The sequence below is a fragment of the Roseobacter cerasinus genome (genome assembly GCF_009811755.1).
Classification (GTDB): Bacteria; Pseudomonadota; Alphaproteobacteria; order Rhodobacterales; family Rhodobacteraceae; genus Roseobacter; species Roseobacter cerasinus.
This window is the reverse complement of sequence record NZ_BLIV01000007.1, coordinates 87017-99957: the sequence shown is the minus strand read 5'-3', so window position 1 is coordinate 99957 and position 12941 is coordinate 87017. Positions and strand designations below refer to the sequence as shown.

General features: G+C 64.5%; 12 protein-coding genes. 10 read left to right on the top strand and 2 right to left on the bottom strand.

Annotated elements, in window-relative coordinates; genetic code table 11:
- Positions 1 to 2: 2 nt before the first annotated feature.
- Positions 3 to 1658, bottom strand: coding sequence for a divergent polysaccharide deacetylase family protein (locus So717_RS17315; protein ID WP_159979654.1), 1656 nt, complete (start codon positions 1656 to 1658; stop codon positions 3 to 5).
- Positions 1659 to 1842: 184 nt separating this feature from the next.
- On the opposite strand from So717_RS17315, the gene So717_RS17310 reads away from it, so the two are divergent.
- The 7 genes from So717_RS17310 (at position 1843) to lexA (ending at position 7319) form a co-directional block, all read left to right on the top strand.
- Positions 1843 to 2424, top strand: a complete 582-nt coding sequence (locus tag So717_RS17310; protein WP_159979952.1) for an anthranilate synthase component II — start codon at positions 1843 to 1845, stop codon at positions 2422 to 2424.
- A complete protein-coding gene (trpD, locus tag So717_RS17305; RefSeq protein WP_159979652.1) occupies positions 2421 to 3440 on the top strand; it encodes an anthranilate phosphoribosyltransferase in 1020 nt (339 codons plus the stop codon). Before So717_RS17310 ends, trpD begins: the two co-directional genes overlap by 4 nt.
- Positions 3437 to 4093, top strand: coding sequence for a uracil-DNA glycosylase (locus So717_RS17300; RefSeq protein ID WP_159979650.1), 657 nt, complete (start codon positions 3437 to 3439; stop codon positions 4091 to 4093). The genes trpD and So717_RS17300 overlap by 4 nt, the downstream gene beginning before the upstream one ends.
- The gene (gene trpC / locus So717_RS17295; protein WP_159979648.1) at positions 4090 to 4902 is read left to right on the top strand and encodes an indole-3-glycerol phosphate synthase TrpC; all 813 of its coding nucleotides are present in this window, start codon (positions 4090 to 4092) and stop codon (positions 4900 to 4902) included. The genes So717_RS17300 and trpC overlap by 4 nt, the downstream gene beginning before the upstream one ends.
- Positions 4903 to 5382: a cyclic pyranopterin monophosphate synthase MoaC gene (gene moaC / locus So717_RS17290; protein WP_159979646.1), complete on the top strand. Its 480-nt coding sequence runs from the start codon at positions 4903 to 4905 to the stop codon at positions 5380 to 5382.
- Complete coding sequence (locus So717_RS17285; protein ID WP_159979644.1) at positions 5379 to 6551, top strand: molybdopterin molybdotransferase MoeA; 1173 nt, start codon at positions 5379 to 5381, stop codon at positions 6549 to 6551. Before moaC ends, So717_RS17285 begins: the two co-directional genes overlap by 4 nt.
- 66 nt (positions 6552 to 6617) lie before the next feature.
- Positions 6618 to 7319: a transcriptional repressor LexA gene (gene lexA / locus So717_RS17280; RefSeq protein WP_159979642.1), complete on the top strand. Its 702-nt coding sequence runs from the start codon at positions 6618 to 6620 to the stop codon at positions 7317 to 7319.
- On the opposite strand, the gene So717_RS17275 is transcribed toward lexA, so the two are convergent.
- Positions 7313 to 9358, bottom strand: a complete 2046-nt coding sequence (locus So717_RS17275; protein WP_238841037.1) for a ComEC/Rec2 family competence protein — start codon at positions 9356 to 9358, stop codon at positions 7313 to 7315. The genes lexA and So717_RS17275 overlap by 7 nt on opposite strands.
- A gap of 91 nt (positions 9359 to 9449) precedes the next feature.
- Here So717_RS17275 and gltX point away from each other — a divergent pair, with 91 nt between their 5' ends.
- The 3 genes from gltX (at position 9450) to So717_RS17260 (ending at position 12835) form a co-directional block, all read left to right on the top strand.
- Positions 9450 to 10859: a glutamate--tRNA ligase gene (gene gltX / locus So717_RS17270; RefSeq protein ID WP_159979638.1), complete on the top strand. Its 1410-nt coding sequence runs from the start codon at positions 9450 to 9452 to the stop codon at positions 10857 to 10859.
- A gap of 87 nt (positions 10860 to 10946) precedes the next feature.
- Positions 10947 to 12242, top strand: a complete 1296-nt coding sequence (gene gltA, locus So717_RS17265; protein WP_159979636.1) for a citrate synthase — start codon at positions 10947 to 10949, stop codon at positions 12240 to 12242.
- Positions 12243 to 12550: 308 nt separating this feature from the next.
- Entirely contained in the window at positions 12551 to 12835 is a 285-nt protein-coding gene (locus tag So717_RS17260; protein WP_159979634.1) for a hypothetical protein, read from the top strand.
- The last annotated feature ends 106 nt before the right edge of the window (positions 12836 to 12941 follow it).

Sequence of the window (12941 nt, the reverse complement as noted above, 5' to 3'; positions counted from 1 at the left end):
GGTCACGGCTGTGTGGTCAGCACCGCCGAGATGGGCGCAAGTGCCACACGCGTCGCGCGATCCTGCAGCCCCCAGACCAAGAGCGCCGCAATCGTGTCCTCCCGCAGACGTCCCAGCATCACGACATCGCCGTGTTGGGTGGCCCGAAACGCCGCCTGATCCAGAAATCGCCGCATCGCTGCGGGGGATCGGCCTTCCACGTCAAACTCGCGAAAGACCACGGCAGAGGGCACGCCGGACCGGGCGGCGATCTTCTGCACGGTGTTCAGGCCGCGGTTTTGCGTGACAAAGCCGTGCCCTTTCTCCGCCAGGATCTCCGCCACCTGCAGCGCGGCCTGACGAGAGCCTTGCACGCCCTCCCCGACGCCTTCCAGCACGCCAACCGCTTCGGGCAAAGCACGCAAGGCAACCGACAGCGATGTCTCCGCATCCTGCGGCTGCGCGGCCTGCGGCAGATCGACCATAGCCAGCACCTCGAACCCCTCCGCCCGATACGCCGCCATGCGCGCCGCGGCATCCGGTAGCGTGCTGTCCACCGCAAAGCTGATCGGGTAGGGAAAGCTGCGCAAAGCGGGCAGACCAACCTTACCCTTCGACAGATCAACCCCGTCATCCATCAGCACAATCGCCATCGCCGGCTTGCCATCGGGGTTGTCAAAGGTCACGGCAAAGCGGTCCACCGGGCGATCCGATGGGCGCGTCTGCGGCGCAGCCGCCTCACCGGGCGTCAGACGCGCAACCGGGGCCTCCCGCAGGCTGGGCAGGCGGTTGATCTGCACATCCGGCGCAATGTCTCCGGCGCCGCCCGCCGGAATGCGGACCCCCGCCAGAACATCCTCAGACGCGAGATCGGGCGCGGCCACAGTCTCCTGCGGCAAGCTCTCCTTCGAGGGTACGGGTGCCCTGGCCTCCGGCACGGCGCTCTGCGCGTTGCTTCGCGACAGGTCAGTAACCGGCTCGGCTGGCAGCGGAGGCACAGCGTCCTCTTGCGGCAAAGCAGCCACCTCCTCCGAGGCCTGCCCAAACGCTTGTATTTCGGTTGGCACCGTCGGCGCCGGGGGCTGGGTCGGGTCGCGGGAAATCGCATCATCTGACATATCGGGACCGTGCACATCAGGTGCAAGCGCCGCAACGCCCCCCGACAGTCCAGACGCGCGGGGCCGCGACGGTTGCTCTGCCGGTGCCACATCCGGCTGGGCCACGGGTTGCGGAGGTGCCGCAGGCGCCGTCGAGACCGTGGCACTTGTATCTGCATCTGGGGTGGTCAGCCCCTCTGCCCGGGCATTCGGCACAACCGGATTGTCCTTGGCCCCCGCAACAATCGACGCGGCCTCGGCGGCTGGGCCTGGCTCCGCCAGCGCACCGGGCGCGCCGGTCACTGGCTGTGCGGCCGGACGCAGCCCACGGCTGTCCACAGCGGCCAGCGTATCAGGGCTGGGCGCGGGCGCTTTGGGCGCCTGCTGGCCGGTCACGGGCACCCGATCTTCCTTCGGCTGCGTCGTCTGGGCCACCACAGGCTGAGGGGCCGCCCCTTTGGAGGGCGCCGCGATGGTCACATCCGGAGCACGGGGTGGTTCGGACAAAACCGACAACACTGCAACAGCGCCGAGGCTCAGCCCGCCGCCCCAGGAGGCGCCTTTCAGAAATGCTCGTGCCACGCTCTGCTCACCTCTTTCGTGTCTTGCCGCGCCCTGCAGGCAGCGCGCTTTGTCGGTGCTTCACCCTGCCAGAGTTGCGGTTCGTCAGCGCCCCTTGACGCACGCCTGCAAGCCTGAACATGTATGCGCGATGTATACCGCGCCGGAGCCCTCGGCCTCCAGCCCCGAATTCAAAGTTTTGGACATGCTGCTGCTGATCGATAACTACGACAGTTTCACCTACAACCTGCTGCATTATGTGGGCAGTTTGGGCGTTGAGGTGGTTGTGCACCGCAATGATGCGCTGAATGTGCAGGACGCCATGGCCCTGAGACCTGCGGGCATCCTGTTGTCGCCCGGCCCCGGCACGCCGGATCAGGCGGGAATTTGCCTCAGCCTGACCCTTGCAGCGGCGGAAACCGGCACACCGCTGATGGGTGTGTGCCTCGGCCACCAGACGATTGGGCAGGCTTTTGGCGGCAAGGTCGTGCAGGCCAGGGACATCGTGCACGGCAAGCTGGGTCAGATGTCGCATGATCAGAAAGGCGTGTTCGCCGGTCTGCCCGCGCCCTTTGCCGCCACTCGATACCACTCGCTGGTGGTGGATCGCGACACGCTGCCGGACGAGCTGGAGATCACGGCAGAGCTGGAGGATGGCACGATCATGGGCCTGCAACACCGCGAGTTGCCGATCCATGGCGTCCAGTTCCACCCCGAATCCATCCGGTCGGAGCATGGGCACGCATTGTTGCAAAACTTCGTCGACGTCATGAAGGTGCCCGCATGAGTGACGCGCTAAAGCCGCTGATTGGCGCAGCTGCCGAAGGGCCGTTGAGCAAGGCACAGGCCGAACAGGCATTTTCGATCCTCTTCGAGGGGGAAGCCACGCCCAGCCAGATTGGCGGGCTGCTGATGGCCCTGCGCACACGTGGCGAGACGGTGGACGAATATGCCGCAGCCGCCGCCGTCATGCGTGCAAAGTGCAACGCAGTGCGCGCGCCCCAAGGCGCTATGGACATTGTCGGCACGGGCGGCGACGGCAAGGGCACGCTGAACATCTCCACCGCGTCCGCCTTTGTGGTCGCGGGCGCGGGCGTGGTTGTGGCCAAGCACGGCAACCGAAACCTCAGCTCGAAATCTGGGGCGGCGGATGCGCTGACCCAGATGGGCCTGAATGTCATGGTCGGGCCGAAGATCGTCGAACGGGCGCTGGCGGAGGCGGGCATCGGCTTCATGATGGCGCCGATGCACCACCCGGCAATTGCCCATGTGATGCCCACGCGGGCCGAGCTGGGCACGCGCACGATCTTCAATATTCTCGGCCCGCTCACCAACCCCGCAGGCGTGAAGCGCCAGCTCACAGGCGCCTTCTCCCGCGATCTCATTCGACCCATGGCCGAGACGCTGGGCGCGCTGGGGTCCGAGAAAGCCTGGCTGGTGCATGGCTCCGACGGGACGGATGAATTGACCATCACCGGCGTGTCGTGGGTCAGCACTCTGGCCCCTGATGGCCTTGTGGCTGACATCGAGGTCCACCCCGAGGACGCAGGGCTGCCGGTACACCCCTTCGAGTCCATCATCGGCGGGACACCCGAAGAAAACGCGCGCGATTTCAAAGCCCTGCTCGATGGCGCGCCCTCTGCCTACCGTGATGCGGTGCTGCTGAACGCGGCGGCGGCACTGGTCGTGGCGGATGCGGTGAGCGACCTCAAAGAAGGTGTCGCCAAGGCGGCGGAGGCCATCGACAGCGGCGCGGCCCGCGCCAAGATCGAGGCCGTCGCCAAGATCACCCAAGCGGCGTGACCGCGCTTGGCGCCTGGGCGCAGTTGCCGTTCTTTGAGGCAGACTGGCCCGCGCTGCAAACCCGGCTGGCCGCGGACCCGCGCGAGATCCTGCCGCCCGCGCCGCAGATCTTCCGCGCGCTGGAACAGGTCCAGCCCTACGCAGCACGCGTGGTGATCCTGGGCCAGGACCCCTACCCCACGCCCGGCCACGCCCATGGGCTGGCCTTTTCCGCCGACGCCTCCGTCCAGCCTCTGCCCCGGTCACTTGGCAATATCTTCAAAGAGGTGCGGGCCGACATCGGCGCGGCTCCGGCCACTGCCGACCTGAGCTTCTGGGCCGATCAGGGGGTGCTGTTGCTGAACACCGTGTTGACCGTGCCTGCTGGGGAGGCCAAGGGACACGACAAGATCGGCTGGCAGACGCTGACCACCCAGGTGCTCGCCCACCTCAGCAAAGCCCCCCGCGCCTACCTGCTCTGGGGCGCGCATGCCCAGAAAGCTGCCGCCGGGATCGACCCTGCTGCCAATCTCAAGATCGAAACCGCGCACCCCTCGCCCTTATCCGCACGACGCGGGTTTTTCGGCTCGCGCCCCTTCAGCCGCAGCAATGCGTGGTTGCAGGCCCGAGGTCACCGCGCCATAAACTGGGCTGAGCCGGTGGAGACGACATGACCGATACCATTCTCGACAAGATCAAGGCCTATAAGCTGGAGGAGGTGGCCGCCGACAAGGCGGCCAAACCGCTGGCGGATGTCGAGGCCGAAGCGCGCGATGCGCCGCCCGTGCGCCCCTTTGCAGACGCGCTGCATCAGGCGACGATCCAGGGCTATGGGCTGATCGCCGAGATCAAGAAGGCCAGCCCCTCCAAAGGGTTGATCCGGGCGGATTTTGAACCCGCCGCCCTCGCCGAAGCCTATGAAGAGGGCGGGGCCACCTGCCTGTCGGTGCTGACGGACACACCGAGCTTTCAGGGCGACAAATCCTACCTGCGCGCGGCGCGCAACGCTTGCGATCTGCCGGTGCTGCGCAAGGACTTCATGTATGACACCTATCAGGTGGCCGAGGCCCGCGCGATGGGCGCCGATTGCATCCTGATCATCATGGCCTCGGTCAGCGACGATCAGGCGCAGGACCTCGAAGAGGCCGCGATGGCATGGGGCATGGATGCGCTGCTCGAAGTGCATGACGCTGACGAACTCGCCCGCGCCAGCCAGCTCAAGAGCCGCCTTGTGGGCATCAACAACCGCAATCTGAAAACCTTCGAGACCACGCTCGATACCACACGGGAACTTTCTCGCGATGTACCCGAGGACCGGCTGATCGTCGCGGAATCGGGCTTGAGCACACCGGAGGATCTCGCCGACATGGCCCGTTATGGGGCGCGCATTTTCCTCATTGGCGAAAGCCTGATGCGGCAGGAGGATGTGGAAGGCGCCACGCGCAAGTTGCTCGCCAATCCCATGATGCCGGGGGGCATGTAGGTGTCGGGCGGCCTCTCGCATTTTGACGCCAAGGGCGATGCGCATATGGTTGACGTGGGCGCCAAGGCGGTCACTGACCGGATCGCCACGGCGCGTTGCCAGATCAAGATGCAGCCTAAGACCTTTGAGACCATCGCGCAGGGCAGCGCCAAGAAAGGCGATGTTCTGGGCGTTGCGCGTATTGCCGGGATCATGGCGGCGAAACGCACCTCCGATCTGATCCCGCTGTGCCACCCGCTGCCGATCACCAAGGTCTCGGTCGAGTTCGAGGCGGACGAGAGCCTGCCGGGCTATCAAATCGAGGCGACCGTGAAGACCACCGGACAGACTGGCGTCGAGATGGAGGCGCTGACCGCCGCCTCCGTCACGGCACTGACCGTCTACGACATGACCAAGGCCGTCGATAAATCCATGCAGATCAGCGATTTGCGCGTTGTCCTGAAAGACGGTGGCAAATCCGGCAGGTTTGAGGCGCCATGATCTCGGTCGCCGAGGCGCTGGAGCAACTCTTTGCGCTTGTCAGCCCACTGGAGACCGAAACCGTGCCGTTGCGCGCCGCCGCAGGCCGCTTGCTGGCCCGCGATGTGGCCGCAGCGCGAACGCAGCCGCCCTTTGACGCCTCCTCTATGGACGGCTACGCCCTACGCCGCGACGAGGTCGAGCCGGACGCCATGTTCAAGGTTGTGGGCGAAGCGGCCGCGGGCCATGCCTTCACCGGTCACGCCGGTCCCGGCCAATGCGTACGCATCTTCACCGGCGCGCCGGTACCCGACGAACTCGATTTCGTCGTTATCCAGGAGGATGTGACCCGGCGCGGCGATCTGATCACCTTGAACCGCGATATGGATGGCAAGGACAACATCCGCCCCGCGGGTGGCGACTTCAAGGCGGGCGATGTGATGGGGGCGCCGCGCAGGCTCGGCCCGACCGACATTGCCCTGCTGGCCTCGATGAACATCGCCGAGGTGCCGGTGACGCGCCGCCCCGTCGTGGCGATCATGGCGACAGGTGACGAGTTGGTCATGCCGGGAGAGACACCGGGGCCGGATCAGATCATCGCCTCCAACAGCTTTGGTCTTGCCGCCCTGCTGGAGGCCGAGGGCGCCGAAGTCCGGATGATCCCCATTGCGCGCGACACGACTGCCTCCCTGAAAACCGCGTTTGGGTTGGCGCAGGACGCCGATCTGGTCGTCACTATCGGTGGTGCCTCAGTCGGCGATCACGATCTGGTTGCGCCCGTGGCGGCGGAGCTGGGGATGGAGCAATCCTTCTACAAGGTTGCGATGCGCCCCGGAAAACCCCTCATGGCGGGTCGGCTGGGACAGGCCGCGATGATCGGCCTGCCGGGCAACCCGGTCTCGGCCATGGTCTGCGGCACAATCTTCGTCGTCCCGGTCGTGCGCGCGCTGCTGGGCCAGCGGGCTGCGCCCGCACAGCCCAAGCAGGCGACGCTGGCAGCACCCTTGCCGCCCAATGGGCCACGGGAGCACTATATGCGCGCGGTGCTCAGCGAAGACGGTCTGACTGCCTTCGACCGTCAGGATAGTTCCTTGCTCAGCATCCTGTCGCAGGCCAACTCGCTTTTGGTCCGCCCGCCCCATGATGGCGCCCGCGCAATGGGCGAAGAGGTCAGCTACCTTCCGCTCTGAAACCGTTGACACAAAACGGGAACATCACTAGAACAAAGGTCATAACAGGCCTCGGAGGACCACGTGATGCTCACGAAGAAGCAGTTGGACTTGCTTGAATTTATACACAAGCGGATGCAGCGGGACGGTGTTCCGCCCAGTTTTGACGAAATGAAGGAAGCGCTGGATCTGCGCTCCAAGTCCGGCATCCACCGGCTGATCACGGCGCTAGAGGAGCGTGGGTTTATCCGCCGCCTCGCCCACCGCGCCCGCGCGATCGAAATTGTGAAGCTGCCCGCCAGCCTGGGTGGTGAGCCAACGGCGGGCTTCTCTCCGCGCGTGATCGAGGGCGATAAGCCCGACGCACCGATGCCCGCCAACGCGCAGCCGGTCAGCACCGCTTTTGCCACCGAACTGCCTGTGATGGGCCGGATTGCCGCAGGTGTGCCGATTGAGGCGATCAGCCAGAAATCTCACAGCGTTGCGGTGCCGGGGCAGATGCTCTCTGGCACGGGCGAGCACTATGCGCTTGAGGTCAAAGGCGATTCCATGGTCGATGCGGGCATCAACGACGGTGACGTTGTGGTGATCCGCGAGACCAGTGTGGCGGACAACGGCGATATTGTCGTGGCCCTGGTGGAAGACCATGAGGCGACGCTGAAACGCTATATCCGCAAGGGCAGCGCCATCGCTCTGGAAGCCGCGAACCCGGCCTACGAGACCCGGATCTTCAACGAGGATCAGGTGAAGGTGCAGGGCAAGTTGGTGGGCCTCATTCGCACTTACTGACGTTTGCTCTGCCGATACCAGGGCGTCCACATGCGGTCGCCCGTCCGGTCCCGGGTCGTGATCAGATGCACGCGGTCTGCGCGGGTATGAATGGCCACGGCGCCCATGTCACGCAGACGCTCGGGGTCGAGCAGCAGACACTCCGCCGGGCCCTCCGGCAGCGACTGATTGGCCACGATGATCTGATCGCCCGTGCACCCGTCAAAGGACGCAACCGCCTTCTTGCCCGACAGATGGGTGAGTGCCACGCCGCCCGGCAAAACAGCGCTGCGCGTCTCAGGCCAGCGCGCGGCGGCGGTGGGTTGGTCGGTCATATCCCCGTCGTTTTCCAGCCAATTGCGGGCGACAAACCCCGCGCCCCGGGGTTTGGAGAGCGCCCGGCCCTCTGCCATCATGACGCCCACCAGCGCGCCATTCTCGGCAATCAGCCCGACCGGCCGCTCCGCCGTGACCCAGAGCCAGAAGGCCGCCAGAACGGGCAGCACGCCGACCATACGGCTGCGCCCCTGCCAGAGGCAGAGCCAGAGAAACCCCAGCGCAATCATGGGCAGCACCGCAACGCCCGGCCCATGCACGAAGGAGCGCGCACCATCCAGACCGGCCACAAAGCTGCCAACCTCAAGGATCCAGCGCAGGCCCACCCCCATGATCCAGAGGCCAATCCAGTCGAGCCCGATGGGCGCGAGGATCAGCGCGAGCACCGCCGCCGGGATCACCACGGTGCCCATCATCGGCACTGACGTCAGATTGGCCAGCAACCCATAGTGCGAGATCGCATTGAAATGCGCCGCCCCAATCGGTGCCGTCGCCAGCCCCGCAACGCCCGAAGAAATCAGCACGGCCACCACCGGCTTGGCCCAGTTCGGGCCCATCCCGATGCGCCGATCCCGCATGTAGCCAAAAACAGCCACCAGCGCCGTTGTGGCGGCAAAGGACATCTGGAACCCCGGCCCCAGCAAGGCTTCTGGCCGCAAAAGCAGCACGATCACCGCCGCAATCGCCACCGCCCGCAGCGAGATCGCGCGGCGGTTCAGCATCACTGCTGTGAGCGCAACGGCCACCATGATGAAAGCGCGCTCGGTCGCCACATTCCCGCCCGACAGCGCGAGGTAACCACAGGCCACCACCAGCGCGCCGCCCGCTGCCAGTTTCCGCCCCGGCACCCGCAGCGCCAGCGGCGGGATCAGCGCGATGGTCACACGCAAGAGCGCAAAGACAAAGCCCGTCAACAGCCCCATATGCAGCCCGGAGATCGCCAGCAGATGCGCAAGGTTGCTGGCGCGCAGATCGTCCAGCGCCTCCTGGCTGATGGCGGAGCGCGCGCCGGTGGTGACTGCCACGGCAAACCCGCCCACGTCACCCGGCAGGATCTCAAGCATGCGGGCGCCGACGGCCATGCGGATGCGGAAGATGGCCAGCTCCCAGCGGTCTTCCTCGGCGGGGGCGATGGCCAGAAGTGGTACGCGGGAATACCCGACCCCGCCCAGCTTGCCAAACCAGGCGTGGCGCTGGAAGTCGAACCCGCCGGGTTCTACCGGCCCGCCGGGCGGTGAGACATGTGCGGTTGTCATTACGCGCAGCCCCGGGGCGGGTGCCACGCCCAGACCATGATCTCCGTGCAGGGAAATGCGGACCCGTTCAGGCGTGCGGTGCGGCGGCACGCGTTCCAGCACCACCTGATCCAGCGTGACCCGCAACGCGTCCGAACTGCTGCGGTCGAGGTTCACCACGCGGCCCTCCACCGGTCCGTAGTAGCGCCAGCTCAGCACGGGGCTGGCCACATCATGCGCCCGGTGCGCAGCCAGTAGAAAGCCGGAGGCCACGATGACCACACCAATCAGCAGCGGACGAAACGCCTCGTTCAGCCAGCGGGCGGCAATGAGCAAGCCAATGGCAGCCGCCGCCACAGAACCCAACTGCCAGACCGACGGCTCAAACCGCAGCAGAAAGTAAAGCCCGATGCCCACGGCCATGCACACCGGCACCCACTCAAAGAGTGACCCGCGCTGCTCCAGCAAAATGGAGCTCAAGCGTCTCACCTGGCACCTCCTTGCCCCCGTTCTCCGCACTGGATAGACAGGCCTCCTAGATCTAGGCCCTTCATGGTTACTGAAAGGTAAAAATACGCGCATGTCTGCTCCCGTCGTCACCCGCTTTGCCCCCTCGCCCACGGGCTTTCTGCACATCGGGGGCGCGCGCACGGCGCTCTTCAACTGGCTCTACGCGAGGGGGCGCGGTGGCAAGTTCCTGTTGCGCATCGAAGACACCGACCGCGCACGCTCGACCCCGGAGGCGACCGAGGCGATCTTGCAGGGCATGGCGTGGCTCGGCCTCGACCACGACGGTGAGATCGTCAGCCAGTTTGAGAACGCCCCCCGCCATGCCGCCGTTGCCCAAGAGCTGCTGGCCGCAGGTAAGGCCTACAAGTGTTTCGCCACGCAGGAGGAGATCACCGCCTTCCGCGACGCGGCACGCGCGGAGGGCAAAAGCACGCTCTACCGTTCCCCCTGGCGCGACGCGGACCAGAGCACGCACCCCGATGCGCCCTTTGTCATTCGCATCAAGGCACCTCAGGCGGGTGAATCCGTGATCCGCGACCAGGTGCAGGGCGATGTGACGATCCGCAATGACCAACTGGATGACATGGTGCTGTTACGGTCCGATGGCACACCCGTCTATATGTTGGCGGTTGTTGTCGATGACCATGATATGGGCGTGACCCATGTGATCCGGGGGGATGACCACCTCAACAACGCCGCGCGCCAGATGATGATCTATGAGGCCATGGGGTGGGACGTGCCGGTTTGGGCACATATCCCGCTGATCCACGGGCCGGACGGCAAGAAGCTGAGCAAACGGCACGGGGCGCTTGGGGCACAGGAATACCAGGCCATGGGCTACCCGGCGGCGGGCATGCGCAACTATCTGGCCCGGCTGGGGTGGAGCCATGGGGACGATGAATTCTTCACCGATGCGCAGGCGAAAGAGTGGTTTAACCTCGGTGGAATCGGCAAAAGCCCGGCGCGGTTCGATCTGAAGAAGCTCGAAAACCTCTCGGGTCAGCATATCGCGCAAACGGGTGACGCCGCACTGCAGCAGGAAATCGACGCCTATCTGACCGCAGCGGGGCAGCCCCCGCTGTCGGACGCGCAGTCAACTCTTCTCGCGCGGGCACTCTATTGCGTGAAGGAACGGGCCAAAACTTTGCCTGAACTGCTTGAAAAAGCTCACTTTGCGTTAACCTCTCGTCCGATAGAAGCAGATGAGAAAGCAGCCAAGGCCCTTGATTCAGTATCCCGTGGTATACTGCGCGAATTGACGCCGCAGCTGCAAACTGATAGCTGGTGCAGAGAAACTCTGGAGGACATCCTGAACGCGTTCGCGACAAGCAAGGACACCAAATTCGGGAAACTGGCGGGGCCCCTTCGGGCCGCGCTTGCGGGCCGCGCGGTCACGCCTTCGGTATTCGATATGATGCTGGTTCTGGGCCAAGAGGAAACCCTCGCCCGACTAACCGATGCAGCGCAGGACGCGGGGTGATCTCGCGCAGAACTCAACGGCTTGGCGCGCTTTGCGTCACAAGCCGAATAGCGGGTGCGCCCGCAAGCAAGACAGGAAGGACCTCTTATGGCTGAAAGCACAAAATCCGCGACGCTGAGCATTGATGGCAAAGAGTACGACCTGCCTATTTTCTCCCCCACCGCTGGACCTGATGTCATTGATATCCGCAAGCTTTACGCCCAAGCGGGTGTCTTCACCTATGACCCGGGCTTCACCTCCACGGCGAGCTGCGACAGCACCATCACCTTCATCGACGGCGACAAGGGCGAGCTGTTGCACCGTGGCTATCCGATCGATCAGCTGGCGGGCATGTCCCACTATCTCGAAGTCTGCTACCTGCTGCTCTACGGAGAGCTTCCTTCGGCCGCGCAGCTTGAGAAGTTCGAGCTGAACATCACCCATCACACCATGCTGCACGAGCAGATGGTGAACTTCTTCCGGGGCTTCCGCCGCGATGCGCACCCGATGGCCATCATGGTCGGCGTTGTGGGTGCGATGTCCGCCTTCTATCACGACAGCACCGACATCACCGACGAGCGCCAGCGCGAGATTGCGAGCCACCGGCTGATCGCCAAGATGCCGACAATTGCGGCTTGGGCTTACAAGTATTCCATTGGTCAGCCCTTTGTTTATCCGCGCAACGATCTGGATTACGCCTCGAACTTCCTGCGCATGTGCTTCTCCGTCCCAGCCGAGGAGTATGAGGTCAACCCAATCCTCTCCCGCGCGATGGACCGGATCTTTACCCTGCACGCGGATCACGAGCAGAACGCCTCAACCTCGACCGTGCGGCTGGCGTCGTCGTCCGGCGCGAACCCCTTCGCCTGCATCGCGGCGGGCATTGCCTGTCTGTGGGGGCCAGCCCATGGCGGTGCGAACCAAGCCTGTCTGGAGATGCTGAACGAAATTGGCACGCCGGACCGCATCCCCGAATTCATCGCCCGCGCGAAGGACAAGAACGACCCCTTCCGCCTCATGGGCTTTGGCCACCGGGTCTATAAGAACTTCGACCCGCGCGCGACGGTGATGAAGCAATCAGCAGACGAGGTGCTCGACCTTCTGGGCGTGGAAAACAACCCGATCCTGCAAGTGGCAAAAGAGCTGGAAGCCGCGGCGCTGAATGATCCGTATTTCGCGGACAAGAAGCTGTTCCCGAATGTGGATTTCTACTCCGGCATCATTCTTGAGGCGATGGGCTTCCCCACGTCGATGTTCACCCCGATCTTTGCGCTCAGCCGCACGGTGGGCTGGATTTCGCAGTGGAAAGAAATGATCGCCGATCCGCAAAACAAGATCGGGCGTCCGCGCCAGCTCTACCTTGGTGAGACCTCGCGCGACTACGTCGACATCGAGAATCGCTGATCCCAAAGCGCTGCATCCCGCAAACGGGTGCAGCGCGCCTTACAACGAATCGCCAGGGCGGCAGATACGCGGCTTTGCAACAACGCGCATGAGGCTCACTGTCGCGCTGCTATCCCCGAACAAGCCGCTACACCCCATCATTGTTTCGCATAGCGGTATAGTTGGCGCGATTTCTTGACCTCTTCTCGCACTGCTCCTTAGCTGGAGCCCACAGCGCCAGTATCGGCGCTGCGGGCCGCTCCGATGGGGGCCGGACGCGGCCCAACCTCTTACGCAAAGGCATCGGAGGGCTTGAAACAGGAGAGGTTATGCGAAACGCCTCAGACACCGAGTGGCGGACAGGCGACGCCCCACAAGCGGCAGAGCCGACACGCGGCGCCGCCGAAGCGGTCATCGTCCCGCAGCCCTGCGCCGGAGCACTCGGACTTGCAGTCATCTATGATCGGAACAGCCCGCCGCCGCGCATCACGATCACGCAGGTTTCACAGATGATCCAGACCATCCACGCCGACGGGATTGCCGTTGCGGTGATGGCCTGCGCGCAAAGTGCCGGAATGAACGCTGACGACGTGCCACTGATACAGCGTCTCTAAAGCGTCATGCGAAAAACCTGACTCACATAACGCTGCCTGAAATCATAGATTTCAACGCGTTACGTGATATGCGACGTCTCAGGTATTTCGTCAGACGCTCTAGGCG